Origin of the sequence: Desemzia incerta, assembly GCF_900115825.1 — a bacterium.
GTDB classification, from domain to species: domain Bacteria; phylum Bacillota; class Bacilli; order Lactobacillales; family Carnobacteriaceae; genus Desemzia; species Desemzia incerta.
In genome coordinates this window covers 20,638-44,431 of sequence record NZ_FOXW01000002.1, presented here as the reverse complement: position 1 = coordinate 44,431, position 23,794 = coordinate 20,638, and the positions used below count along the sequence as shown (strand labels likewise).

Below are 23,794 nucleotides of genomic sequence, written 5' to 3'. Positions count from 1 at the left end.
TTTTCTACTGCAAAACGATGCAAAGTATTTTATACTAATGTAGAAAGCAGTTTAATGGAAGAACGGTGGGAAGATATGTGGAAGACTTATGAAGAAGCGCTGAATTGGATCCACGGCATTCGAACATTTGGGAAAAAGCCGGGATTGAAGCGTATGGAATGGATGATGGAACGATTAGGCCATCCAGAAAAGAAAACACCGGCGATCCATGTAGCTGGTACTAATGGAAAAGGATCTACGGTTACGTTTATCCGCAACATGCTGGAGGAGCATGGATTGGTTGTCGGCACGTTCACTTCTCCTTTTATAGAAGTCTTTAACGAGCGAATCAGTGTCAACGGCGAACCGATTGAGGACAGCGAAATCGTCCGACTGGCAAATATAATTTACCCGTTAGCTCAAGAGTTGGAAGAGACAGACTTAGGCGGACCGAGCGAATTTGAAGTGATTACAGCTATGATGTTTACGTATTTTGGAGAAGGACATGCAGATGTTGCGGTCATAGAAGTCGGGTTAGGTGGATTATACGATTCGACCAACATCGTGCTGCCTGAAGTGTCTGTCATCACGACGATCGGCATGGATCATATGGCCATACTGGGTGATACTTTACCCGAGATAGCTAAGCAAAAGGCAGGCATCATCAAACCTGCTGTTCCTGTAGTAACTGGGAATATCCCTTATGAAGCACTGGAAGAGATTAAGCAACTAGCGTTGGAGTGTCAGAGCCCTCTTTATGAGTATGCAACTGATTTTTCGGTCTCAGACTGGCATACATTGCCAACATGGGGAGAACAGTTTACTTTCGAAGATGACGTATTGCGGTTGAGAACGATCCAACTTTCTATGCTGGGGAAACACCAAGTAGAAAATGCTGCAGCAGCTATTAAAGCAGTGGAATTGTATGCAGAAAGAAAACAACTCACTCTCAAACACGAAGCTTTATTGAGAGGGGTGAAAAGAGCCTTCTGGCCAGGCAGGATGGAAAAAATCAGTGATGAGCCGATCATTGTATTGGATGGTGCTCACAATGAACCAGGTGTCGAGCGGTTAGTCGAAACAATCAAACACGATTTTCCGGAACAAGAAGTACGGATCTTGTTTTCAGCTGTTGTCAACAAAGACATTCAGCAAATGGTGGACTTGATTCAGAGTCTTCCTAATGTCCAACTGAGTTTGACAACTTTTGATTCGCCTAAAGCAGCTACTAGTGAAGAGCTTGGACCGTATATCCGTTCAGGCATCACTTATTATGAACAGTGGCAAGCGGGCCTATTGTCTGAGTTGGAAACAATGGGAGAAGGCGGCATATTATTTATTACAGGATCATTGTATTTTATTTCTGAAGTACGGCGTGAATTGTTAGCCGCTGATTAATCACTAGGGGGATTTGGATGAAAGAGTTAAAAACAGTTATATTTGATATGGATGGTTTGATGTTCGATACGGAAATGATGTATTACACAGCAAATCAAAAAGCTGCAGATGAAATTGGGTTGTCTTTTACGTACGACTATTATGAAAGATACATTGGAGCTTCAGATGAAGAATTTTTTGCCAATATGTATAAGGATTTTAAGGATGATGAGAAAGTAGATGCCTTTATTGAAAAAAGTCGGGTTTATTTGCTGGATCATATTGAATCAGCAGGTATCTTAGTTAAACCAGGCTTGAAAGAATTACTGGCTTTTCTAGAAGAGAAAGGCATTCGAAAAGGTATCGCTTCAAGCAGTAGGAGAAATATGATCGATTTGTGCGTCAATAGTGCTGGAATCGCTCATTATTTTGATGAAATCGTGTCTAGAGATCAAGTAGAGTTTGCTAAACCTAGTCCGGAAATATTTGAAAAAGCTTGGAATTTATTCGATGGAGAGAAAGACGAAACAGTGATCCTGGAAGACTCCATGAATGGGATACGAGCTGCTTTCGATGCAGGTATTCCAGTCATTATGGTTCCTGATTTGTTTCAACCGACTAAAGAAGCGGAAGAAAAGTCGTTAGTGATACGAAAAGATTTGTTTGAAGTAAAACATTTCCTTCAAGAGAATTGGATCTTTTCAAATTAAAAAACTGAACAAGACCTTCTTTGCATATAATATGTCAAAGGAGGTTTTTTGTGTTGTTAAATCAAACGAACTTATTAGCAGAAATGCCTGTCCAGTCCCGCCCAAGAGAAAGACTGGAACAGTACGGTGAAAAAGCTTTATCAAACCATGAATTATTGGCAATACTTTTACGAACAGGGGTAAAAGGTACGAATGTTGTCTCGGTTGCTTTAAACATATTGAATACCTTTGATGACTTATATTACTTAAAACACGTTTCATTAGAAGAACTGATCATGATCTCCGGCGTAGGGAAAACGAAAGCCATTGAATTAAAAGCTGCTATAGAATTAGGCATAAGAATCGCTCAAGCTCCGCAAATAAAAACAGGTCAGATCACATCCAGCCGACAAATTGGTGAAATGATGTCTGCGGAAATGGGAGACTTGCAACAAGAACACGTCATTGTCTTATTTTTAAATACAAAAAACGAGATCATCAAAAAAGAAACGATTTTCAAAGGCGGATTGAGTTCCAGTGTCGCGCATCCCAGAGAGATATTTAAAGGCGCTGTACGGTATTCAGCTGCAAAGATAGTCGTTGTCCATAACCATCCCTCTGGTTGTCCAAACCCTTCAGAAGCTGATATTGTATTTACTAAGCGTGTAGCAGAGTGCGGCGACTTGATGGGGGTGGAGTTATTGGATCATATTATCGTGGGACAAAATGATTACGCCAGTCTAAAAGAACTAGGTATTTTTTAGAGCAGAAACTTTCAAGTAATGCAGTTAATCGTAAAAAAACAAAAAGAATTTAAAAAAGAGTGCATTATAGGTTGCTAAGATTTTTTTATCGTGTTATACTTTAGTTAGCATTTTGTTAGGTGGAAAAAAGAATTGTTTCAAAACATTCCGAATCGTACCGTCAGCAACAATGTGAATTATATAGTGCTAACAAGCACGAGGAGGAATTTTTCATGGAGCAAGGTACAGTAAAATGGTTTAACGCAGAAAAAGGATTTGGATTTATCGAACGCGAAGGCGCAGACGATGTATTCGTACATTTCTCAGCTATCCAAGGAGACGGATTCAAAACTTTAGAAGAAGGCCAATCAGTTTCTTTCGACGTTGAAGAAGGTAACCGTGGACCTCAAGCTGCTAACGTTAACAAAATTTAATTAAATTTAAACATTTAAAAATTTATCAGTTAGCTAAAACAGTCTAGTGTAAACTAGACTGTTTTTTTTGTGTTTTATAGAGAAAAATACCAAGCAAAAATACAATCGAAGTAAATTCATGAATAATTCCTTACAGATTTAAGGATCAAAAAGAAAATAAAGTATGACTAAATGAATAAAATATAAAGGGAATTAACTGTACACCTTTATATTGTGGCTATAAAATTGTATACTAAGTGTAGCTTTAAATAAAATGGTCTCAATTGCAAAGATTACGAAACTATTGAGAGCTACTTAAATTTACATTAAAAATAGGTGTTATTAATGCGTCTGATTTCAATTTGAAGTATGATATTAAAAGCGGAAAAATGCGGAACGTTCAAAGAAACGTTCTTGGAAGTCTAATCTTTTTCTTTAAAAGAGAAAATAACTAGTTTCGATTAGACAATTGAGAGGATGAAAAGCGTGTTGAATTTTGGAAGCAAAAACATAGGAATAGATTTGGGGACAGCTAATACAAATGTCTTCGTAGAAGGAAAAGGTATCGTCTTAAGAGAACCGTCAGTGGTAGCTAAAGACATTAACACCGGAGAAATCGTAACAGTTGGTGAAGAAGCTAGAAATATGATTGGGAGAACTCCTGGATCGATCATTGCGATTCGTCCAATGAAAAATGGAGTCATTGCTGATTTCAATATTACGGCTGAAATGATGAAGTACTATATTAAAAAAGCAGTTGGCAAGAGAACATCTAAACCCTACGTGGTTGTATGTGTGCCAAGCAGTGTAACAGAAGTTGAAAAACGTGCTGTCATTGATGCTACTCGCCTATCTGGTGCAAAAGATGCCTACATTATCGAAGAACCGTTTGCAGCTGCTATTGGTGCTGGTTTACCTGTAATGGATCCAACAGGTAGTATGGTAGTAGATATAGGAGGCGGAACGACAGATGTTGCAACGATCTCACTAGGGGGAATCGTCAGCAGCAGAACGATTCGTTTGGCTGGAGACAGAATGGATGAAGTCATTATTCATTACATCCGTAAAAAATATAATTTGCTGATCGGTGAAAGAACGGCTGAACAAATTAAAATGGAGATCGGTTGTGCGTCAGTTGAAAAAGCAGTTGAATATGGCACAATGGATATCAGAGGTAGAGATTTACTTACGGGATTGCCGCAGACGATTGAAATTTCTGCAGTAGATGTTGCTGAAGCGATTCAAGAAGTTGTAGAAGGCATTGTTATTGCCGTTAGAGAAACATTAGAAGAAACATCTCCTGAAATTTCAGCAGATGTTATCGACCACGGTATCGTATTGACTGGTGGGGGAGCTCTTCTTAAAAATATCAGCGACGTTATTGCGGAAGAAACAGATGTACCTGTATTCGTAGCCAATGAACCGTTGGATTGTGTAGCAATCGGTACGGGCGACGCTTTGAAACACATAGATGTTTACCAAAAACGAGGAAACAAATAAAACGACTTATTTTCAAGCGGGTATGGATTATCCATCCCGCTATTTTTGAGTGAAGGATTTGTTCTGCATTATATGGGCAGTAAGTATAAGAGGAGTCAAAATAAAATACGAAAACAGTATGCTTATTTTGAGCAACCTATGGTAAAATATACACAGCCTGTAAAAATCAACGAGGTGGTACTTTGAACCAGTTTTTTTCAAATAAAAAACTTATTATTTTATTAATCAGTGTAATCGTTGTTCTCGGTCTAGTGGCATTTTCCATCACGGGCAGCGGGAATGCTCCGATCATTCAGCGTTTTACAAACGATATAACAGCATTAACCAGCAGGGTGTTCAGCAAACCAGCCAATGGTGTGGTGAACATTATTGATTCCGTAGAAGGTTTGATCGATACTTACGAAGAAAATAAATCATTGAAATCAAAAATGGATCAATTGTATGAAACAGAAGCTAAATTAGCTTCATTGCAGCAGGATAACGAAAAAATGCAAGAGCAATTAGAGTTGACTGATACATTAACTGATTACAACAGTATCAACGGAGCTGTTATAGGGCGCAACCCGGACAATTGGGTAGACCAATTGATCATTGATAGAGGAAGCCAAAATGGTGTCGAAATGAATATGTCGGTTATGGGCGGGAACGGCTACATCGGACGTATCGTCGAAGTAAGTCCAACGAGCTCAAAAGTGCAGCTAGTAACGACTTCTCACCAAAATACTGGCCGAGTTTCTGCGCAAGTATTAACAGAGAATGGAGTTGTTCACGGCATTATCAGCGGATATGAGGCTGAAACCAATCGTTTGATTTTGAATCAAATCATTACCGATGCAACACTGAAAGAAGGGGATCAAGTCGTTACATCAGGTTTGGGCGGACTATCACCTAGTTCTTTATTGATCGGAACAGTGGATGAAATCAAATTAGATTCACACGGTTTAGCTATGGAAGCTTATATAACACCTGCAGCTGATATGAATGATATTCGTTTTGTAACGATTATCCAACGAGCGTCTGGAAGTGGGGAATAGAGAATGTTGAAAAAAACAAGAATCAATATTTTTGTTCCGCTCACGTTGTTTATAGCTCTGTTATTAGATGGAGTAATCGCATCGGTCTTTTCTGCACAAATGTATACAGCTACCAGTGATATGGTTCCCAGATTGATTATTGTGTGCACGATTATCTTTGCTTTTTATATTGATCGCAGCTATATGATACTTTTTGGGATCCTTCTGGGATTGCTTTACGACAGTTATTATGTAGGGATCTTAGGGATTTATACGTCCCTTCTCCCTGCAATGATTTATTTAAGCGATAAATTGAAAAAGATTCTAAATCCTAATTTATTAGTGTTGATTATGATAACGATTCTTCAACTGAGCTTAACGGAGTTTTTATTATATGGATTTTATATGGTCATCGATTTAGCGACCATTGATGTCACTACTTTCTTAGCGAATCGTCTAGGACCAACTCTGCTATTAAACACTCTATTGTTGGTGGTCCTTTACTATCCGTTGAAAAAATTAGCTGACGCTATCACACGCGATTAAAAATAGGTTCGTAAGTCTTTTGAAATTGGGGGATAAGATTCAATGAAGCAGAATGTTGCATTAAAGGGAATTAAAGACGGCTTTTTATTAAACTTAAGCGATACAGCTTCTTTTGAAGAGTTGTTGGAAGAATTAGACGGTCTGCTGGACCATCTAAGAGCGGAACGAAAACTTTCTGGTGAGACACGCCAAGATATTCAATTGGAAGTACATTCAGGAAATCGTTTGTTGAATGACGAGCAAAAAAGCCAGATATCTACTAAAATTGAAGAAAAAAGTCACTTTTCGATCAAATCATTTACCTCAAATGTTTTGACTTACGAACGTGCAATCGAGTGGCAAAAAGAAGTGAGTTTGGAAATGAAAGTACAAACAGTACGCAGCGGACAGATCATAGATGCTCCAGGAGACATTCTGTTAATCGGAAAAGTGCATCCTGGAGGCGTAGTCCGTGCGAAAGGCAGTATTTTTATTATTGGTGAACTTCATGGACTGGCTCATGCAGGAATCGAAGGGGACACTACGGCTGTTATTGTAGCGGATTTTCTGACTAAAGCTCAGATTCGTATCGCTGACAGCATTGAAGTGATCGATAACGAAGACGAAGAAAGCCGTTCTAGTAAAGTAGAAGTAGCCTATATAAATGATTTACATATCTTATCTTTTGAGACGTTGGATCGGTTAAAGAAAATACAGCCGTCTATCGATAAAGTGACAGGAGGATTATTTTAATGAGTACAGCAATTGTCATTACTTCCGGTAAAGGTGGAGTTGGAAAAACAACTTCTACGGCTAATTTAGGAACTGCATTAGCATTACAAGGGAAAAAAGTATGTTTGATTGATATGGACATCGGGTTGCGCAACTTAGATGTTATCTTAGGATTAGAAAACCGAATTATCTATGATATTGTAGATGTGGTAGAAGAAAGAGCAAAATTGCATCAAGCATTGATCAAAGATAAACGTTTCAACGATAATTTATACTTACTTCCTGCCGCGCAAAACGCAGATAAAAGTTCAATCAATGAACAACAAATGATCGATATCGTAGAAGAATTGCGAAAAGATTATGATTATATTTTGATCGATTGCCCAGCTGGGATTGAGCAAGGGTTTAAAAACTCCATTGCCGCTGCTGATGAAGCGATTTTAGTTACGACTCCAGAAATTTCTGCTATCCGAGATGCAGACAGAATTATTGGCTTGTTGGAGCAAACGGAAATCGAAGAACCAAAATTGATTATCAACCGTATTCGTAAACGAATGATGCAGGACGGTGAAGTCATGGATGTGGATGAGATCACTCGTCACTTGTCTATCAACTTATTAGGTATCATTTTCGACGACGACGATGTTGTTCGTTCTTCGAATAACGGAGATCCAATCGTATTGAACCCTAAAAATGCTGCTTCGCAAGGATATCGCAATATCGCACGCAGAATTTTAGGTGAAACCGTTCCATTGATGTCGATGAAATCAGAAAAGCAAAGTTTCTGGCAAAAAATATTTGGCAAAAAGAAATAATTGTGATATAGTACCTTTAAATTAAATAGTCTTTTTTAAAAGCAAAGAAGAGAAAAAGTAGGAATTAAATCTTTTTAGAGAGGTTGCGGGTGGTGAAAGCAACTAAGAAATAATTTTGAACACACATCTCTGAGCTGGCAGCTGAACTGATTTAGTAAGTTGACCCGGGAGTGCCCGTTATAGTACTAGCGTTTAGTAGTCTTGAACGTGATGAGGCAAGTATCTGTGAAGAACTTGCGAAAAAAGGTGGAACCACGATAGTAATTGTCAATCGTCCTTTGATTTTTCTTTAAAAAGAAAATCAAAGGACGATTTTTTTGTATTTTCAGACTGCAGCTGAAAATATTTAGTAAAAACAAAAAAATAGAGATAAAAAAGGAGCAATTACAAATGAAAAAAACAGTATTGAAATCACTTTTAGGATTGGGTATTTTAACAACATTACTAGCAGGTTGCGGATCTACTGAAGGCCAAACTGACTCTTATGATCAAATTATTGAAGAAGGAAAATTCGTTGTCGGGTTAGATGATACTTTTGCTCCGATGGGATTTAGAGATAGTGAAGGCGAGATCGTTGGTTTTGATATTGATTTAGCGAATGAAGTAGGAGAAAAAATGGGTGTCGATGTTGAATTCCAATCCATTGACTGGGCACTGAAAGAAACGGAACTAAAAAGCGGCAATATTGATGCTATCTGGAACGGATACACGATTACAGATGAAAGAAAAGAACAAGTTGATTTTAGTACTCCGTATTTAGAAAACAGCCAAATCATTATTGTATTAGAGGACAGCGAGATTCAAACAAAAGAAGATTTAAAAGGGAAAGCAGTAGCTGCACAACAATCTTCTAGTGCAGTTGATGCAATCAATGCAGACCCTTCAAATATCGTTGATTCATTTGCTAATGGAGAAGTGGTTCTTTACCCGTCTAACAATGATGTATTCAACGATCTAGCATCCGGCAGAAGTGAAGCGATCGTTGTAGATGAAACGTTGGGCCGCTACTACATGAAACAAAATGCAGATGTTGAGTACCGGGTATTAGAAGATAATTTTGGAGAAGAAGAATATGCAGTTGGTACGCGTAAAGAAGACGATAAATTAACAGAAGCGATCAATTCTGCTTTAGAAGAAATGAAATCTGATGGAACCTTTGACGAGATCTATGCAAAATGGTTTGCAGAATAATCTATTTTCTATATTATTGAAAAGGACTGATAGAATATGAAAAAGATAAACTTGATCACTCTCATAGCAGCATTTTCATTTGTTTTACTAGCTTGTGGTAAAGAAGAAACTTCGGCGGAAGATAAAGCTTCTTTTACTGGAGAACCTGGAGAGACGTTTGTTGTTGGTTTAGATGATACGTTTGTACCTATGGGATTCCGAGATAATGAAGGGAACTTGGTAGGATTGGATATAGATTTGGCAACTGAAGCAGCTGACCGTTTAGGAATGGAAGTAGCGTTTCAACCCATCGATTGGGCAATGAAAGAGACCGAACTCAACTCAGGAAACATTGATGTGATCTGGAACGGGTATTCTGTTACGAAAGAACGGAAAGAAAAAGTTGATTTTACGACACCGTATCTTTCCGGTGGACAAATCTTTGTTGTGATGGCGGACAGTCCGATAAACAATTGGGAAGATTTAGAAGGGAAAGTAGTAGCTTCTCAACAGTCATCCAGTACGGTAGATTTGTTGAAAAATCACGAAAGTGGCATTGTAGAAATATTTGAAGGGCAAGATGTGATACAATATCCGTCTTATAATGATGTATTCAACGATTTAGAAAGCGGCAGAAGTGATGCTGCTGCAGTTAGCGAATTGTACGCACGGTATTATATGAAACAAAAAGGGATCGAAAAGTACCGAGTATTGGAAGAAAGATTTGCTGAAGAGAATACAGCGGTAGGAGTTAGAAAATCCGATACGGTATTTTTAGAAAAACTGGATGACGTGTTAGCGGATATGGAAAAAGATGGTACTTTAGCCGAAATAAAAGATAAATGGATCGCGGAATAAAATGAAGCAACGAAGCAAAGGATGAGTGTAGAAAAATGAATTTGATTACTGAGATCATGCCTAGTTTAATAAATGGGCTGCAGACAACGTTAGGGTTATTTTTTATTATAGTAGTGGTAACCATTCCATTCGGTTTTTTAGTAGCTTGTGTAAGAGTGTATGCACCTAAATGGATCACATGGATCATTCAAGTTTATATTTATGTGATGAGAGGAACGCCTTTACTGCTTCAGCTTATGGTAGTCTTTTTCGGATTGCCTCTTGTAGGAATCACGTTTGATCGATTTGCAGCAGCTGTATTTACGTTTATTATCAACTACACAGCATATTATGCCGAAATTTTCCGTGGAGGGATTTTATCTGTCCCCAATGGTCAGTTTGAAGCGATCAAAGTGTTGGGGATCGGGCGTGTCAGAGGATTTATCAAAATTATTATTCCACAAGTCATGCGTGTAGTGTTGCCGTCAGTTGGAAACGAAGTGATTTCTTTAGTAAAAGATACTTCTTTGATTTACATTTTAGGGCTGGGAGAGTTGTTGCGAGCAGGTCAAATTGCAGCTAATACGTATGCATCCTTGGTGCCTTATGCAGCTGTAGGAATCATTTACTTGATCATCACTGGCTTAGTCACATTAGCCTTAAACGCAATTGAGAAGAAATCGAATTACTAAAGGAGAAGATTCAAATGGGGTTGAAAGCAACAAACATCACTAAACAATTCAATGGGATCGATGTGATCAAGAAATTTGATTTTACAATCGATGCTGGAGAAATCGTTACTCTTGTGGGGAGATCCGGTACAGGAAAAACAACATTGATGCGATTATTGAACCAATTAGAAAAAGCAGACAATGGAACAATAGTGATCGACGATACTTTCTTGTGCAAAGAAAATGCTGAAGGAAAAGCGGACTATGTTTCAAAAAAAGAACAAAAAACATATGGCAATCAAATTGGGATGGTCTTTCAAGATTACCAATTGTTTCCTAATTTAACGGTCATAGAAAATTGTTTAGAAGCACCATTAGCACAAAAGCTGATGACTAAAGAAGAAGCCGTTCAAAAGGCTGAAAGCTTATTGCAGCAGATGGGCATCTTGGATAAAAGAGATGTTTATCCAGGAACTTTATCTGGTGGCCAACAGCAGCGTGCAGCAATCGCTCGTGCAATGATGCTGAATCCAAAAATTTTATGTTTTGATGAACCAACCTCTGCTTTAGACAGAGACACAGCTAACGGTATCGGCAAAATGATCCAAGAAATAGCCTCTGATGGGACCGGCATCTTGATCGTTACACACGATATCGACTTTGCAGAACAATATGGTACTCGTTCAGTGTCGTCTGATTTATTTATTGCCTAAAAGATCGAATAAAAGAAGCCGTCAATGAGAAAAATACATTGACGGCTTCTTTTATATTTGGTAAGATGTTAATGTTGTAAATGTGCAGCACCACAACTACAACCGCGCGGAATTGAGTTATCAAGTCCATTACGGCACTCATGACGGCGAGTCTAAGTCTAATAAGGAGGTGCGAATATATGTACGCAATTATCAAAACAGGTGGAAAACAACTTAAAGTTGAAGTTGGACAAGAAATCTACATCGAAAAATTAAACGTTGAAGCTGGTGAAACAGTTAACTTTAACGAAGTAATCTTAGTTGGTGGAGATGACACTAAAGTGGGAGCTCCATTCATCGAAGGAGCAACTGTTGAAGGAACTGTAGCTAAACATGGTAAACAAAAGAAAGTAACTACTTTCAAATACAGACCTAAAAAACACAGCCACAACAAAAAAGGTCACCGTCAACCATATACAAAAGTTGTCATCAATGCTATCAACGCATAATAAAGAGGTGTTTCCAATTGATTCAAGCATTTATTAAACGAAACGACAGAGGAAACATTGTTTCTTTCGAAGTGACGGGACATGCCGAGTCAGGACCCTATGGCAGCGACATCGTCTGTGCAGCTGTTTCGGCTTTAACGATCGGAACTGCAAATAGTTTGACGGCTTTAACTGGAGTTACTCCTATCATCGAACAAAACGATGAAGCTGAAGGCGGCTACTTATATGTAGAACTGGTTAAAGACTTAACTGAAGAGCAGATGAAAACAGCTCAAGTTTTACTTGAGAGCCTACTTATTTCTTTAACAGGAATAGTAGAACAATATTCTGAATATGTTCAATTAAACATCAAATAAAAAAATGGAGGTGCATTCCAAATGTTGAAAATGAATCTACAACTTTTCGCTCATAAAAAAGGGGGCGGTTCTACTTCTAACGGTCGTGACTCACAATCAAAACGTTTAGGCGCTAAACGTGCTGATGGTCAAACTGTTTCAGGTGGATCAATTTTATACCGTCAACGTGGTACTAAAATTTACCCAGGAGTTAACGTAGGTATCGGCGGAGATGACACTTTGTTTGCTAAAGTAGATGGCGTTGTACGTTTCGAACGTAAAGGCCGCGACAAAAAACAAGTTTCTGTATACCCAGCAGCTCAATAATAGAAATAGAAAAGGGAGTGGACAATTGTTCACTCCCCTATTTTTTAGTTATTTTTAAAGCAAACAGGTTAATCGGTTTACCAGTTTCTCTTATGAGAACCTATAGGTAAAAGGATAAGATGAACTTAATGAATGATTAATTATTATTAAGCCCTAGAAAAACCAATAAATCATTTTGTATCTTGTGCATACACAATAGATTCGATAAGATGGTAAAGTAGCTTTGCACTTTTATCAAAAATGATGTTATCCCAATTAAATGATCGTTATGAGGAAGAGAGGTTGATTTGATTGTCTCAAAAAGACATTGAAGCACTTTTTAATCCGTTAGATAATACAGTCCAATTGTTAAGAAATGAAATTGACTTTTCATATTTAGAAGCTTTGACTGAAACGGGCAGCAACCTGATTGAAAAAAGCATCCCAGACGAATTAAAAAATAGTTTGGATCCAGCAACGACTGATCAGTTAATGAAGACTTACCAAAGTATCGATACTGCTGCTATGGAACCTGAAGATATTCGAAAGGCTTTGCAATTGTCTATCTTGAAAGGTTTGAAAGAAGATAAAGTACAACCGAATCATCAAATGACACCTGATGCCATTGGTTTTATGTTTGTGTACTTTATCGAAAAACTGCGTGATTCTTCACTGGACAATATGCGGATTCTTGACCCTGCTGTAGGAACGGGCAATTTGTTGTCGACTGTTTATAATGCTTTGACGACGGCTAAAGTAGAAGTGGAAGCAGAAGGAATCGAAAACGATGACTTGCTTATTGATTTAGCAGCTATGACGACTAGACTTCAAAGACAAAATGTGAAGTTGACGTATCAAGATGCTCTTCAAGACTTATTAGTTGATCCAGTTGATTTAGTGGTTAGCGATTTGCCCATTGGCTATTATCCAGTGGATGAAAGAGCAAAAGTGTATACATCTGCAGCAAAAGAAGGACATTCTTACGCTCATCATTTATTGATCGAACAAAGTCTGAAGTATCTAAAACCAAATGCTTTTGGTTTATTTTTAGTACCTAAACTGTTGTTTGAAACTTCTGAAGCGGCTTCATTGATGAAAGCTATTCAAGAATACGGATTTTTACAAGGGATGCTGCATTTGCCGAAAGAACTCTTCGCAAATGAACCGTCTCAAAAGTCTATTTTGATTCTTCAGAAAAAAGGGGACAAAGCGGCACAAGCTAAACAAGTATTGTTAGGAAACATTCCTGATTTGAAAAACCACCAATCCATGTTAAAATTTATGGAGGAAGTGGATACTTGGAAGAAAGAAAATCTGTAAGAGAAGAAAAGGGGAAGACACATGTCAAAAACAATTGCAATCAATGCTGGTAGTTCAAGTTTAAAATTTACTTTATTTGAAATGCCTGAAGAGCAAGTTATTTCATCGGGAATCATCGAAAGAATTGGTTTGAAAGATTCTATCTTCACTACAAAATATAACGGTGAAAAATACAATATTGTAGAAGATATTGAAAACCACGAAATTGCTATCCAAAAAGTTTTAGATAAATTGATTGAATTAAATGTCATCGAAAACTACGAAGAAATCGAAGGCGTGGGACACCGTGTAGTTGCCGGAGGAGAAGACTTTAAAGAGTCTGCTTTGATCGATAACGATGTATTGGCAAAGATCGAGCGTTTAGCTGATTTAGCTCCATTACACAACCCAGCTAATGCTACTGGTATTAAAGCATTCAAAAAATTGTTGCCTAACATTACGAGTGTAGCTGTATTTGATACGTCATTCCACGCAAATATGCCAGCTGTAAACTACTTGTACAGTATTCCAATGGAATATTATGAAAAACATGCGGCTCGTAAATACGGAGCACATGGAACTTCTCATCAATATGTATCAGAACGTGCAGCAGAAATGCTTGATCGTCCGTTAGAAGATTTAAAATTGATCACTTGCCATTTAGGTAACGGTGGGTCTATTACAGCTGTTCAAGGCGGAAAATCGATTGATACATCCATGGGATTCACTCCTTTAGCAGGTATTACTATGGGAACTCGTACAGGTGATATCGATGCTTCTATCATTCCATACTTGATGGAAAAAGAAGGCATTACTGACATCAATGAAATGATTAATGTCTTCAATAAAAAATCTGGATTACTTGGATTATCAGGCGTTTCAAGTGATATGCGTGATGTTGAAGATGCGGCAGCTGAAGGAAATGAAAGAGCACAATTATCTCTAGATATTTTCTATAACCGTGTTCAAAAATACATTGGTCAATATGTTGCTTTGATGAATGGTGTAGACGCGATTGTCTTTACAGCAGGTATCGGTGAAAACTCTGCTGAAACTCGTGAAATCCTTATTGATGGTATCAACTGGTTTGGTGCTGAAATCGATAAAGAGAAAAACGCTGTTCGTGGTGAAGAACGCATTATCTCTACAGATGACTCAAAAGTTAAAGTCTTATTGATCCCTACAGATGAAGAAGTCATGATCGCTCGTGACGTGGAACGTCTAAAAAAATAATTTTTTAAATCGACTCAGTAAAAAAGGAAGCCGCAATCATTTTAAATGATTGCGGCTTCCTTTTTTACTAATATAATCAATCTGTCGGTTTGTTTTCTAAGTCTGTACGAACAATCAATACGTCACAAGCAGCATGTCGGATAACGTATTCAGAAACAGAACCGATAAAAATTCTTTCTACTGCGCTTAAACCAGTTGCCCCCAACATAATCAAATGAACATTATGTTCTTCAGGAATTTGTTTTGAGATCAGAACTTTTGGAGAACCGTATTCAATGACGTAACTAACGTCCTCGACACGGTGGTTTTTAGCATATCGAACATATTCTTCTAGCGTATTTCTAGCTTGCAGACTAGCTTTATCAGCCATTGACCCATCAAAAGTGGAAATGCTTTGGAAAGCCTTTGTATCAATAACATTGGCAATCAATAATGAGGCCTTATTACGTACAGCTACTTGAACAGCCTTTTTAAAAGCTGATTCTGCTTCTTTAGAACCATCTATAGCGACCAAAATACGATTATATTCTTGCAACATACCTACCACTCCATTCTTTATCTATCCTTTACCTACTTCTATTGTAACGCATATTTTTTTATTTTCATAGAGAAACGATATCGCTTTCATGAAAAGTGCATTGACTTGAATTCTTCGTTACATACTTTTGTTCAAATAAATCAAGAAAGAAAGAATAAGAACCATCACAATACCTAAAAAGACAAATGCTTGGATGATCGTATAGAAGAAAGCGAGATAGAGGGAAAATAGCCCGCACAATAGAAAACCAATCCCAAAACCCATAAAAATCGGCTTCGTTTTTTCGCTGGCGTCACTGCTCTTATAATAGAGAAAAACCTGAGCTTTCATAGTCAAGAAAAAATAAGCTGTATAAAGCAATAGAACCGCAAAGATAACAAACAAAATAGATAATAACATATAAATTCCTCCTAATAATGACTCATTTACTATCCTTATTATACACCATAAAAAAAGCCATCCCAAAAAGGATGGCTTTTTAAATTGAAATTGTATGTAAAATTCCGATGGTACCGTTTATGCGTCCAAGTAGTATTGAACCCGCAATCTAGCAGGTGGGCTCCACTGTCAAGCATCTAACTTCCAAGTGAAAAGGCTTGTTATCCGTTTGATTCAGTTTGGATCCCAATGTTTTATTAAAAATGTTCGGTCAACACATTTTAGGACATCGCGCATACCTCAGAATTCTTATCCTTATAGTAGCATGGGGTTCTTTAATTGTCAATCAAATATGCTCACGCTTTGAAGAGAAACGTTGTACAGATAATAAAGAGAGCGTTTACGCTATTTTTTCTTTTTCTTATTTATAGCATCGTATTGAGCAGCCAAAACATCTTCATATTTTCCGGTATGGTTCGGATCGAAGTAACGTGCGTTTTTGAGTTTATCAGGCAAGTATTGCTGATCTACCCAAGCACCAGGATAACTGTGCGGATACTTGTAATCTACACCTCGTCCTAACTTGCTGGCTCCGCTGTAATGAGAATCTTTCAAGTGATCGGGCACATCACCGCTTTTTCCATTACGTATATCGTTTATAGCAGCATCAATAGCTGAAATGCTAGAATTCGATTTAGGGGATAAGCACAAATCGATTACGATGTTGGCTAAAGGTATTCTAGCTTCTGGAAAACCAATGCGTTCTGCAGCTTGAATCGCTGTGACTGTTCTGGAACAGGCTCCTGGATTCGCTAATCCAATGTCTTCATAGGCAATCACCATTAACCGTCTGGCTATAATCGGCAAGTCTCCAGCTTCGATCAAACGTCCTAAATAATGCAATGCTGCATTGACGTCACTTCCTCGAACCGATTTTTGCAACGCTGAGATCACGTCATAATGAGCATCTCCATCTTTGTCATGTGTCAATGCTTTCCTTTGTACGCATTCCTCGGAGACTTCAAGAGGGATATGAATCACACCTTCAGAATCAGGTCGCGTTGATTTAACCGCTAACTCTAAACTGTTCAGAGCGCTTCTTAGATCACCGTTCGTTGCTCGAGCAAAATGCAATAGAGCTGGTTCGTCAATGTCCACTTGATATTCTCCTAGACCATTGCTGGCATCTTTTAGTGCACGTTCCATGGCCATTTTGATTTCTTCAATGGAGAGAGGTTTCAATTCGAAAATTTGTGCTCGACTTCTTACCGCGGGGTTGATGGCAATATACGGATTTTCCGTTGTCGCTCCAATCAAAATGATTCGTCCATTTTCTAAATGAGGAAGTAAAAAATCTTGTTTTGGTTTATCCAAGCGGTGTACTTCATCCAGCATTAAAATTACTGAGCCGCTCATTTTAGCTTCTTCTGCAACGATTTGCAGGTCTTTTTTTGAATCTGTAGCAGCGTTCAACATGCGAAAAGCATATTTAGTGGATCCCGCTATGGCACTGGCAATACTGGTTTTACCAATTCCAGGCGGCCCGTATAAAATCATGGAAGACAACATTCTGGCATCTACCATTCGTTTAATGATTTTTCCTTCGCCTACTAAATGACTTTGTCCGACAATCTCATCAATATGAGTAGGACGCATTCTAAAGGCCAGTGGTTTATTCGTCAATGTGAATTCTCTCCTCGCAGAAAAACTTTTATTTAGTATATCATGGATAATAAAGAGTTTCTATTTTATCGCAAACGTTTGTTCACTTAAGACAGTAATTAAGGCGATACATCAAACGAAAAATGGTCATTCACTAAAAACTACATTAAAAAGAAATAAATATATGAAGATATCCTAAAAGAGAAATCAAATTGGGTCGCTTTTTTTTAGGAACTTTGCGATAATAGTTTTGACAAACAAAACTTCTCACTTAAAATAAGTAATCAAGAGAAGTTGTTCAGGAAGGTAGTGTCAACACATAATGCAAACAATCAAACAAATGATGAAAGACCACTCAATCAAACCAATATGGAACAGTTCTGTAATCGGTATTGAAAAAGAAGGTTTACGAGTTAAGAAAGACGGAACACTAGCAACAACGCCACACCCGACTACACTTGGAAGCAGAAGCTTTCATCCCTATATTCAAACAGACTTCAGCGATGTTCAATTAGAGCTGATCACACCGCCGTTGACTGGAGCTAAAAGCATTAACCAATGGCTGCCGGCTTTGCATGATGTGACGTATCATTCGATGAATGATGAAGAATGGATCTGGCCGCTTAGTATGCCAGGGAGCTTGCCTGAGGAAAAGGATATCCCGATCGCACGATTGGAAAAACGTGCAGATGTGGCATACCGAGAATATTTAGCAAAAGTTTACGGTAAGAAAAAACAAATGCAAAGCGGTATCCATATCAATTTTGAATTTGATACAGCTATTTTAAATGCTTTATATGAAAACCAAACAGATATCACGTCAAAAGAAGACTTTCAGTCTGCTGTTTATATGAAGCTGGCTCGAAATTTCTTGCGTTACCGTTGGATGTTAAGTTACTTATTCGGCGCTTCGCCGACTGCGATGGAAAACTTTTATCCATCAGATGTAGCTGTCCCAGAACACTATGCACGCAGTTTGCGTAATAGTCATCTAGGGTATACGAATGATGAAGAAGTCATCGTTTCTTACGAATCATTAGAAGCTTATGTAGAGAGTATCCAAACGTTAGTTTCTTCAGGGGCATTATCAGAAGAGCGGGAGTTCTATTCTCCGATTCGTCTACGTGGTACGAAACAAGTCAAAGATATGCTCAATAAAGGGATTGCCTATGTTGAATTGCGCAACTTTGATTTAAATCCGTTCACTTCTTTTAGCATCACAGAACAAGATCTTGTTTTCGTGAAGATGTTCTGTTATTTGATGATTTGGTTGGATGAAGAGACTACAGCCGTAACCTCTAAAACCGGTGATGAAAAAAATCATTTGACGTCTGTAGAACATCCTAAAGAAGTTTCACAGTTTAAAGAAGAAGGACTGGCTCTATTAGAGGAAATGCAGCAAATGGCTGTTCACTCAGGATATGAAAAAGCTGAAGCAGCTGTAGCATGGGCTAAAGAGTTGTTCGAACACCCTGAAAAAACTTTATCTGCTCAAATTATGGATGGGATAGAAGCAGAAGGGGACTATATCGCTTTTGGGATGAAATTAGCTCAACAATACAAACAAGAAGCTATGGAAAAACCGTATCAACTAAGAGGGTTTACTTCTTTAGAAATGTCTACTCAATTATTGATCCATGATGCTTTGCAAAGCGGCATCACAGTAGATGTGATCGATGAGCATGACCAATTTGTTAAATTAAGTTACGGCAATCATGTAGAATACGTGAAAAATGGAAATATGACATCCAAGGATACGTATATTTCTTCTTTGATCATGGCGAATAAAACGGTCACTAAAAAAATTCTTGCTGAAAATGGGTTCCATGTACCAGGCGGCGGAGAATACCAAACAGTTGAAGAAGCGCAAAATGATTTTTGGCGCTACCAACATAAAGCTATCGTGGTTAAGCCCAAGTCGACCAATTATGGAATAGGAATCTCCATTTTTAAAAATGGTCCTACACAAGAAGATTTCAATCAAGCTGTAAAAATTGCTTTCAAAGAGGATTCCTCTGTATTGGTAGAAGAATATATAGCTGGTACAGAATACCGCTTTTTTGTTGTAAATGATCATGTTCCTGCTGTTCTTTTAAGAACGCCAGCCAATGTCATTGGCAATGGAGCAGCAACAGTCAAAGAATTAGTAGATGAAAAGAATCAAGATCCTTTACGAGGAACGCACCATAGAGCTCCTTTAGAAAAAATCGTCCTTGGTGAGATAGAACAATTGATGTTGAAAGAACAAGGCTATTCCACAGAGAGCATTCCTGAAAAAGGAACGGTCGTTTATTTAAGAGAAAACTCCAACATCAGTACCGGCGGAGATTCGATCGACGTAACGGATGAGATGCACGACAGCTATAAAGAGCTTGCTGTAAAAATGGCAGAAGCGATTGAAGCAAATGTAACAGGAATTGATTTGATCATTCCGGATCTGACACAACCAAGTACTATCCAGAATCCTGGTTACACTGTCATCGAAGCCAATTTTAACCCGGCTATGCACATGCATGCTTATGTATATAAAGGAAAGAATCGCCGTTTGACAAAAGAAATCTTGATTATGCTGTTTCCTGAACTGTCAAAAACAATTAAAGGGGAGTGAAGCTGTGAAAGCTAAGGATATATGGAATATCTGCTGGCCTCTACTCCTGCTTCTTGCAGCAGAGACTCTCATTTTGTTCATTGATGTAGATATACAGCCTTATTTCTTCAGTCTGCTATTACTGTACATCGTCCTTTCTTTTCTTCTTCATATGGTAGTGCATGAATTAGGGCACCTTATTTTTGGACTGCTCACTGGATATGCTTTTCTGTCTTACCGTATTTTTAGTTGGTCGATCATCCAAGTAAATGGTCGTATCGTTCTTAAAAAGCAAAAACAGAATGCAGCTTTGGGACAAGCATTGATGGTCCCGAATGAAAAATGGGATCCTGAAAATTATCCGTATCAATTGTATATGAGCGGAGGATTGATATTCAATGCTAAAGCTTTAGTCATAGCTGTGGTGTTGTACCAGTTATCTGTTTTGCCAATGATACCTGTCTTAATCTTTTCAGCAATAGCTGTATTCTTCCTCCTTTCAAATGGCGTTCCTAGAGAACTGAACGATGGAGCAGTATTAAAAAAAGGCCGCCAAAGCAAGGAATATCGTAAAATGATGTATCATCAATTATGGACCATTTATTACTTGTTTAATGGGAAAGCACTAAGTCAATTGCCGTTAGAATCTTTTGAGCGTTCAGAATCGATTCCTCTGGAAGACCCTTATACAGTTTATGTCATGCGCCTTAGTTATTATAAAGAGCTGTTTGAGTTTAGATTTGATTCAGCTTTTGAGATTTTAGAACAGCAATATGAAGCGGTCGATAAGTTGACTATTTATGATAAAATCATGTTGAAAGCTGAAAAGTTGTTTTGTTTAAGTATTCAACAGCGTGCAACAGAAGCAAAAGAACTGTTTCAAGATGCAGAAATACAAGCTTTCAAAGGCCGAGAGTTTGTCACGATTAAAAGAGTGCTGGCTGCTTACTTCCTTTTTGTTGAAGTGGACTCGAAAAAAGCTTTAACATTTGTAGAAGAAGGCTTGAAATTGATCCAGACAGATGTGCTGGATCCTCAACTAAAAACAGAAGAAATACTATTGCGGTGGTTGGAAAAAAGCGTTAGTGAGAGAAAAGAATGGCTATTGTTCAACGAATCAAAGAGTGATACAATTTTGGAATAAAAAAACAAATGAATGAGAGGATAACATGGAAAAAATCTATTTAGATCATGCAGCTACGAGTCCAGTTCATCCTGAAGTGGCCGAAGTAACGTACGAAATGATGAACAAACACTTCGGAAACGCCTCAAGTATTCATGGATTCGGACGCGACAGCAGAAGAATATTGGATCAATCAAGAATGGTTTTTGCTAAGAGCATCGGTGCTAAACCGATGGAAGTTATCGTGACGAGCGGTGGAACGGAAGGCGACAATACCGCTATTATGGAAACAGCTATTTCACGTCAGCACGAAGGAAAACACCTTATTACGACTATGGTAGAACACCATGCAGTCATTCGCCCGATGGAACATTTGGAAGCATTGGGATTTGAAGTCACTTATTTACCCGTTGATGAAACAGGACGAGTAAATCCTGAAGATGTGCAACAGGCTTTACGTCCAGATACCATTTTAGTTTCTATCATGTACGGTAATAATGAAGTAGGTACATTGCTGGACATTGCAAGAATTGGAGAGATTATCCACGAAAGCGAAACTGCAGCTTATTTTCATACTGATGCCGTACAAGCTTATGGAACAGAAGATATTGATGTAAAACGCGACCACATTGATTTACTTTCTGTATCGGCTCACAAAATCAATGGTCCTAAAGGTATCGGATTTTTATACATCAATGAAAAGATTCATTTGCCTAGTTTTATGTTAGGTGGAGAACAAGAGCAGAAAAGACGTGCAGGAACAGAAAACATTCCTGGAATCGCCGGATTTAAGAAAGCCGTAGAGATCATGCAGGCCAATAGAGAAGAACGTAAAATGCAACATGAAGCTCTAAGAGCGTACTTCTTGAATCAATTGGAAGCTCAAGGAGTTGAGTATGAATTAAATGGGTCTCCTGACCACCGTTTAGCTCATATTCTAAATTTATGGATCAAAGGCGTTCATTCAGAGCAGTTATTAGTCAGCCTGGATTTAGTCGGCATAGCCGTGTCGGCTGGTTCAGCCTGTACAGCAGGAAATATCGATCCTAGCCATGTATTGATTGCAATGTACGGTGAAGACAGCCCGCGCATCAGCCAGTCGATTCGTGTCAGTTTTGGTTTAGGCACGACAGAAGAACAGTTGGATATTTTTATTGAAGAGTTGATCAAAAGCATCGCACGATTAAAAAAATAACTTAAATAAAGGCGGTAGGCAAATGGCGTTTTTAGAAAAAGATCAATTAGACGGTTCATCAGACAGTTATAAAATGAGCCCTAATGTAAAAAAATATACACTAAGAGATAATGGTTTCGAACAGCTGAAAAACGGCAATTTTCAATTCAGTCGTGATTTAGAAATCGGTACTGCAAAAAGTCCGAAGTTGAAAATGAGCGTTTCCAGCGATTTAAAGACGTTTAAACTATCTGCAGTAACAGCTAATGGACTGCGTACAGTGAATTTGTATAAAGGTGAGGCTTTTACGGAAGCGCAAGAGCGTGCCGGTTATATTTTAACGGAGTTTGTAGAAAGCGGCATTCTAGAAAGAATTTAAGCAATCGAAAAAGCAGGCATACAGTTGGATCCGGTCCAGATGTATGCCTACTTTTATATTTATTAACGGATTTGATGGAAACTTTATTCTACTAATTTCTTTTTGTAGAACATGTCCCAATAAATTTTGCCTAAACCTATATTTCTGCGGGTAATCTGGCAACACTTTTTCAAATCTGAGTCTTTGAGCTCGTTTAGACCATAGGCATGTAATTTTTGCCTCAAATCATTGATAAAAGAAGAATCTACATTTTCTAAAGTAAGCAAAGTAAATATAGAAGAAAGATTCAGTTTAATGTAAAGATCTTTAAGTATCTTTGTATCAACAGACGGGTCTTTTGAAAGCAGCTCGACCGCTCTTTCTATGGCAACCAGACCGTCCAGCTTACCTTTAATTTGAAGCACATTCAGCGGCAAGTGACGATTGAGATAGTAATGGTAATGAGGCGGCGGGCTGTATACAATGCGTTGGCTTTTATCAAATAGCTGCATAGCTACTAACAAATCTTCATAGTATTCGATATCTTCATCAAAATGGACTGCAGGAGAAGAACTAAACAGTTCCAGCTTATACAATTTATTTCCTAAAAAACTGTTCACCCTTGGTTGAGATAAACATAATTGGATAGCCTCGTTTTTTGACATGATTTTGTTTTCATCCGGACCAGGAGTCAAAAACAGCTCACTGATAGAGTCTTCAAAATACCTGCATGTAACTATATCACCTTGGAAAATTTTATTCGTATTGATCAATTCTTCCAGCATTTCTGCATTGATCCAATCAACAGCATTAACAAAGCAGACATATTCTCCTTGAGCGTAAGCAAGGCCGATATTCTTAGCTCTAGAAGCATTGGTACTATCTAGATGAATTACATGGAACCTAGAGTCGTTGCTCGCAAACTTCTCACAAATTTCCCCGCTTTTATCGATCGATCCATAGTTGACCAATATGGCCTCGAAATGGCGAAAGGTTTGATTTTTGATACTGTGCAAACACTTGAATAGGGATTTTTCAGCATTCTTTATGGGCACAATAATTGAAATCATTACTAGACCTCCTTTGTTGTGTGGAAATAGAAAGTTATAGTAAGGGTTGAATGGTGCGATGCAGAT

At 38.1% G+C, this 23,794-nt stretch carries 26 protein-coding genes, 1 other RNA gene and 2 other annotated features; of the genes, 22 read left to right on the top strand and 5 right to left on the bottom strand.

The window, feature by feature from the left end; all coding sequences use genetic code 11:
* Positions 1-54 precede the first annotated feature (54 nt).
* From BM137_RS02880 to BM137_RS02795, 18 genes are all read left to right on the top strand, one after another.
* The gene (locus tag BM137_RS02880; protein WP_244887632.1) at positions 55-1,377 is read left to right on the top strand and encodes a bifunctional folylpolyglutamate synthase/dihydrofolate synthase; all 1,323 of its coding nucleotides are present in this window, start codon (positions 55-57) and stop codon (positions 1,375-1,377) included.
* 17 nt (positions 1,378-1,394) lie between these two features.
* Entirely contained in the window at positions 1,395-2,066 is a 672-nt protein-coding gene (locus BM137_RS02875) for an HAD family hydrolase (RefSeq protein WP_092479657.1), read from the top strand.
* An 83-nt stretch (positions 2,067-2,149) separates the two neighbouring features.
* Complete coding sequence (gene radC / locus BM137_RS02870) at positions 2,150-2,809, top strand: RadC family protein (RefSeq protein ID WP_092479891.1); 660 nt, start codon at positions 2,150-2,152, stop codon at positions 2,807-2,809.
* A 212-nt stretch (positions 2,810-3,021) separates the two neighbouring features.
* Positions 3,022-3,222 (top strand): cold-shock protein, encoded by a 201-nt coding sequence (locus BM137_RS02865; protein ID WP_092479656.1) that lies wholly within the window; start codon positions 3,022-3,024, stop codon positions 3,220-3,222.
* 465 nt (positions 3,223-3,687) lie between these two features.
* Positions 3,688-4,701: a rod shape-determining protein gene (locus BM137_RS02860; RefSeq protein ID WP_092479655.1), complete on the top strand. Its 1,014-nt coding sequence runs from the start codon at positions 3,688-3,690 to the stop codon at positions 4,699-4,701.
* A gap of 182 nt (positions 4,702-4,883) precedes the next feature.
* Complete coding sequence (mreC, locus tag BM137_RS02855; RefSeq protein WP_092479654.1) at positions 4,884-5,735, top strand: rod shape-determining protein MreC; 852 nt, start codon at positions 4,884-4,886, stop codon at positions 5,733-5,735.
* Between the two features lie 3 nt (positions 5,736-5,738).
* Positions 5,739-6,260: a rod shape-determining protein MreD gene (gene mreD / locus BM137_RS02850; protein WP_092479653.1), complete on the top strand. Its 522-nt coding sequence runs from the start codon at positions 5,739-5,741 to the stop codon at positions 6,258-6,260.
* A gap of 42 nt (positions 6,261-6,302) precedes the next feature.
* Positions 6,303-6,992 (top strand): septum site-determining protein MinC, encoded by a 690-nt coding sequence (locus BM137_RS02845; RefSeq protein ID WP_092479652.1) that lies wholly within the window; start codon positions 6,303-6,305, stop codon positions 6,990-6,992.
* On the top strand, positions 6,992-7,786 hold the full coding sequence (gene minD, locus BM137_RS02840; RefSeq protein ID WP_092479651.1) for a septum site-determining protein MinD: 795 nt from the start codon (positions 6,992-6,994) through the stop codon (positions 7,784-7,786). Before BM137_RS02845 ends, minD begins: the two co-directional genes overlap by 1 nt.
* 35 nt (positions 7,787-7,821) lie before the next feature.
* Positions 7,822-8,068, top strand: a binding site (T-box leader).
* Positions 8,069-8,176: 108 nt separating this feature from the next.
* Entirely contained in the window at positions 8,177-8,977 is an 801-nt protein-coding gene (locus BM137_RS02835; protein WP_092479650.1) for an amino acid ABC transporter substrate-binding protein, read from the top strand.
* Positions 8,978-9,013: 36 nt separating this feature from the next.
* On the top strand, positions 9,014-9,814 hold the full coding sequence (locus BM137_RS02830) for an amino acid ABC transporter substrate-binding protein (RefSeq protein ID WP_092479649.1): 801 nt from the start codon (positions 9,014-9,016) through the stop codon (positions 9,812-9,814).
* 35 nt (positions 9,815-9,849) lie between these two features.
* Complete coding sequence (locus BM137_RS02825; protein WP_177192481.1) at positions 9,850-10,485, top strand: amino acid ABC transporter permease; 636 nt, start codon at positions 9,850-9,852, stop codon at positions 10,483-10,485.
* Positions 10,486-10,499: 14 nt separating this feature from the next.
* Complete coding sequence (locus tag BM137_RS02820; protein WP_092479648.1) at positions 10,500-11,177, top strand: amino acid ABC transporter ATP-binding protein; 678 nt, start codon at positions 10,500-10,502, stop codon at positions 11,175-11,177.
* Positions 11,178-11,267: 90 nt separating this feature from the next.
* Positions 11,268-11,341 (top strand) — a sequence feature (ribosomal protein L21 leader region).
* Positions 11,342-11,356: 15 nt separating this feature from the next.
* Positions 11,357-11,665, top strand: a complete 309-nt coding sequence (gene rplU / locus BM137_RS02815; protein WP_092479647.1) for a 50S ribosomal protein L21 — start codon at positions 11,357-11,359, stop codon at positions 11,663-11,665.
* A gap of 17 nt (positions 11,666-11,682) precedes the next feature.
* Entirely contained in the window at positions 11,683-12,021 is a 339-nt protein-coding gene (locus BM137_RS02810) for a ribosomal-processing cysteine protease Prp (protein ID WP_092479646.1), read from the top strand.
* A 21-nt stretch (positions 12,022-12,042) separates the two neighbouring features.
* Entirely contained in the window at positions 12,043-12,327 is a 285-nt protein-coding gene (gene rpmA / locus BM137_RS02805; RefSeq protein WP_092479645.1) for a 50S ribosomal protein L27, read from the top strand.
* 291 nt (positions 12,328-12,618) lie between these two features.
* The gene (locus BM137_RS02800; protein WP_092479644.1) at positions 12,619-13,626 is read left to right on the top strand and encodes a class I SAM-dependent methyltransferase; all 1,008 of its coding nucleotides are present in this window, start codon (positions 12,619-12,621) and stop codon (positions 13,624-13,626) included.
* Positions 13,627-13,647: 21 nt separating this feature from the next.
* Positions 13,648-14,838, top strand: a complete 1,191-nt coding sequence (locus tag BM137_RS02795; RefSeq protein ID WP_092479643.1) for an acetate/propionate family kinase — start codon at positions 13,648-13,650, stop codon at positions 14,836-14,838.
* Positions 14,839-14,914: 76 nt separating this feature from the next.
* Here BM137_RS02795 and BM137_RS02790 read toward each other — a convergent pair whose 3' ends face one another.
* The 4 genes from BM137_RS02790 to BM137_RS02775 form a co-directional block, all read right to left on the bottom strand.
* Positions 14,915-15,376, bottom strand: a complete 462-nt coding sequence (locus BM137_RS02790) for a universal stress protein (RefSeq protein ID WP_092479642.1) — start codon at positions 15,374-15,376, stop codon at positions 14,915-14,917.
* Between the two features lie 117 nt (positions 15,377-15,493).
* Positions 15,494-15,775 carry a hypothetical protein gene (locus BM137_RS02785; RefSeq protein ID WP_092479641.1) on the bottom strand — a complete coding sequence of 94 codons (282 nt, stop codon included), beginning with the start codon at positions 15,773-15,775 and terminating at the stop codon, positions 15,494-15,496.
* Between the two features lie 97 nt (positions 15,776-15,872).
* Positions 15,873-16,064, bottom strand: a non-coding RNA gene (gene ssrS / locus BM137_RS02780) — 6S RNA.
* A 95-nt stretch (positions 16,065-16,159) separates the two neighbouring features.
* Positions 16,160-17,410, bottom strand: a complete 1,251-nt coding sequence (locus BM137_RS02775) for a replication-associated recombination protein A (protein ID WP_092479889.1) — start codon at positions 17,408-17,410, stop codon at positions 16,160-16,162.
* Positions 17,411-17,738: 328 nt separating this feature from the next.
* Here BM137_RS02775 and gshAB point away from each other — a divergent pair, with 328 nt between their 5' ends.
* From gshAB to BM137_RS02755, 4 genes are read left to right on the top strand one after another with little or no spacing between them, the layout of a single operon-like run.
* The gene (gene gshAB / locus BM137_RS02770; RefSeq protein WP_092479640.1) at positions 17,739-20,024 is read left to right on the top strand and encodes a bifunctional glutamate--cysteine ligase GshA/glutathione synthetase GshB; all 2,286 of its coding nucleotides are present in this window, start codon (positions 17,739-17,741) and stop codon (positions 20,022-20,024) included.
* Positions 20,025-20,028: 4 nt separating this feature from the next.
* Complete coding sequence (locus BM137_RS02765; protein ID WP_092479639.1) at positions 20,029-21,147, top strand: hypothetical protein; 1,119 nt, start codon at positions 20,029-20,031, stop codon at positions 21,145-21,147.
* Positions 21,148-21,172: 25 nt separating this feature from the next.
* Positions 21,173-22,321, top strand: a complete 1,149-nt coding sequence (locus BM137_RS02760) for a cysteine desulfurase family protein (protein WP_092479638.1) — start codon at positions 21,173-21,175, stop codon at positions 22,319-22,321.
* Between the two features lie 22 nt (positions 22,322-22,343).
* On the top strand, positions 22,344-22,679 hold the full coding sequence (locus BM137_RS02755; RefSeq protein WP_092479637.1) for a hypothetical protein: 336 nt from the start codon (positions 22,344-22,346) through the stop codon (positions 22,677-22,679).
* An 83-nt stretch (positions 22,680-22,762) separates the two neighbouring features.
* On the opposite strand, the gene BM137_RS02750 is transcribed toward BM137_RS02755, so the two are convergent.
* The gene (locus BM137_RS02750) at positions 22,763-23,728 is read right to left on the bottom strand and encodes a glycosyltransferase (RefSeq protein WP_092479636.1); all 966 of its coding nucleotides are present in this window, start codon (positions 23,726-23,728) and stop codon (positions 22,763-22,765) included.
* Positions 23,729-23,794: the final 66 nt, after the last annotated feature.

Coding starts and splice junctions, on each gene's coding strand:
- rplU (WP_092479647.1), top strand. CDS start 11,357: ATGTACGCAATTATCAAAACAGGTGGAAAACAACTTAAAGTTGAAGTT.
- BM137_RS02835 (WP_092479650.1), top strand. CDS start 8,177: ATGAAAAAAACAGTATTGAAATCACTTTTAGGATTGGGTATTTTAACA.
- BM137_RS02750 (WP_092479636.1), bottom strand. CDS start 23,728: ATGATTTCAATTATTGTGCCCATAAAGAATGCTGAAAAATCCCTATTC.
- BM137_RS02775 (WP_092479889.1), bottom strand. CDS start 17,410: ATGCGTCCTACTCATATTGATGAGATTGTCGGACAAAGTCATTTAGTA.
- BM137_RS02790 (WP_092479642.1), bottom strand. CDS start 15,376: ATGTTGCAAGAATATAATCGTATTTTGGTCGCTATAGATGGTTCTAAA.
- BM137_RS02880 (WP_244887632.1), top strand. CDS start 55: ATGGAAGAACGGTGGGAAGATATGTGGAAGACTTATGAAGAAGCGCTG.
- rpmA (WP_092479645.1), top strand. CDS start 12,043: ATGTTGAAAATGAATCTACAACTTTTCGCTCATAAAAAAGGGGGCGGT.
- BM137_RS02875 (WP_092479657.1), top strand. CDS start 1,395: ATGAAAGAGTTAAAAACAGTTATATTTGATATGGATGGTTTGATGTTC.
- BM137_RS02865 (WP_092479656.1), top strand. CDS start 3,022: ATGGAGCAAGGTACAGTAAAATGGTTTAACGCAGAAAAAGGATTTGGA.
- BM137_RS02795 (WP_092479643.1), top strand. CDS start 13,648: ATGTCAAAAACAATTGCAATCAATGCTGGTAGTTCAAGTTTAAAATTT.
- BM137_RS02830 (WP_092479649.1), top strand. CDS start 9,014: ATGAAAAAGATAAACTTGATCACTCTCATAGCAGCATTTTCATTTGTT.
- BM137_RS02760 (WP_092479638.1), top strand. CDS start 21,173: ATGGAAAAAATCTATTTAGATCATGCAGCTACGAGTCCAGTTCATCCT.
- radC (WP_092479891.1), top strand. CDS start 2,150: ATGCCTGTCCAGTCCCGCCCAAGAGAAAGACTGGAACAGTACGGTGAA.
- BM137_RS02755 (WP_092479637.1), top strand. CDS start 22,344: ATGGCGTTTTTAGAAAAAGATCAATTAGACGGTTCATCAGACAGTTAT.
- gshAB (WP_092479640.1), top strand. CDS start 17,739: ATGCAAACAATCAAACAAATGATGAAAGACCACTCAATCAAACCAATA.
- BM137_RS02820 (WP_092479648.1), top strand. CDS start 10,500: ATGGGGTTGAAAGCAACAAACATCACTAAACAATTCAATGGGATCGAT.
- minD (WP_092479651.1), top strand. CDS start 6,992: ATGAGTACAGCAATTGTCATTACTTCCGGTAAAGGTGGAGTTGGAAAA.
- BM137_RS02825 (WP_177192481.1), top strand. CDS start 9,850: ATGAATTTGATTACTGAGATCATGCCTAGTTTAATAAATGGGCTGCAG.
- mreD (WP_092479653.1), top strand. CDS start 5,739: ATGTTGAAAAAAACAAGAATCAATATTTTTGTTCCGCTCACGTTGTTT.
- BM137_RS02785 (WP_092479641.1), bottom strand. CDS start 15,775: ATGTTATTATCTATTTTGTTTGTTATCTTTGCGGTTCTATTGCTTTAT.
- BM137_RS02845 (WP_092479652.1), top strand. CDS start 6,303: ATGAAGCAGAATGTTGCATTAAAGGGAATTAAAGACGGCTTTTTATTA.